The sequence below is a fragment of the Acetobacter estunensis genome (assembly GCF_011516945.1).
Lineage (GTDB): Bacteria > Pseudomonadota > Alphaproteobacteria > Acetobacterales > Acetobacteraceae > Acetobacter > Acetobacter estunensis.
Genome location: NZ_WOTH01000100.1, coordinates 1 through 1,117 on the forward strand (window position 1 = coordinate 1; position 1,117 = coordinate 1,117).

The following is a 1,117-nucleotide window of genomic DNA, read 5'->3' on the forward strand; positions in this document are numbered from 1 at the left end:
ACTACGAACGCTGCGCCTCAACACTTGCCGCAATGCACATCATCGCCTTCGCAGGCTTCATGCTCAGAAACGCAGCTAACCTACTCATGCAAAGTGCATAACACCCTCTAGGAGTAGGGCAGTTCTCATTCAAAGCCATGACCGTTGTCGCGAACTGATCCCACCGGTTCAGATCGGTTCGTATCCACCATTCCCTCGTTCGTACGTCCGCTTTAGGCGGTCACCAAAGACGATTGACGGCGAAGTTGTCAAACAAGGCCTCGTTGGAGATCAACGTCATACCCTCGGCCTGCGCCTGGGCAATCAGGAAACGATCAAACGGGTCTTTATGAGCAATGTTCATCTCGCCCGCGATGCGAGCATGAGTAACGCTGATTGGTAGCTCAACGAACCCCTGCCCGGCAACAATAGCCTCAAAATCCTGTGCCAGCAGGGCCGCCCCCGGCAGTTTACCGATGCGGAACTTGGTTGCGACCTCCATGGCCGAAGCCGCGCTCACGGCTATGACGTTGACCTCATCCGCTATGGCCTCTTGGGCGCGACGGCTCAAATGCTCGTCGCCCGCCAACCACCAGATCAACGCATGTGTATCAAGCAATAGCCTCAAGCGAGATTCCACCCGTCCAGTTCATCGTCGGGCAGCGCCTCATTGAAGGTCTTATCCAGGGTGATCTGGCCTTTGAGCGCCCCAAACACGCGACGACCCTGCGGCTCCACCGGCACAAGGCGCACTACTGGTACAGAACCACGTGCGATCACCACATCGCCACCCGCAAGCGCGTCGGCAATCAGGCGAGACAGGTTGGTTTTGGCATCGTGAACCGAAAACTGGGCCATGAGGCACCTCCTTAGCTAAGGATATAGCTAAGAGACCTCCCTTTGGCAAGGGGCGCCTTCCATTCCGGCCTTGTGATTGCCCAGACTTGCCACCTGGAAGAGATCGTCCACTCAGGTCTCGGCTTTGCGGCAATATCTCCCTTTCCTGCGTGAGCCGACATATTCTACGAGAGGTGGTCCCCATTTTTCGGACAGGGCGATAAGCTATCATCTGGCCTGAACGAGGACGGGTTTTATGGGCAAGGTTACGCGGAAACGGTATGCGGCAGAGTTCAAGTCA

The 1,117-nt window shown here is 56.3% G+C and carries 2 protein-coding genes; both read right to left on the reverse strand.

Annotated features, from left to right (window positions below; all coding sequences use genetic code 11):
* Positions 1-220: 220 nt before the first annotated feature.
* Entirely contained in the window at positions 221-598 is a 378-nt protein-coding gene (locus tag GOB87_RS16440; RefSeq protein WP_242006549.1) for a type II toxin-antitoxin system VapC family toxin, read from the reverse strand.
* Between the two features lie 5 nt (positions 599-603).
* Positions 604-837, reverse strand: coding sequence for a type II toxin-antitoxin system Phd/YefM family antitoxin (locus GOB87_RS16445; RefSeq protein ID WP_077805670.1), 234 nt, complete (start codon positions 835-837; stop codon positions 604-606).
* Positions 838-1,117: the final 280 nt, after the last annotated feature.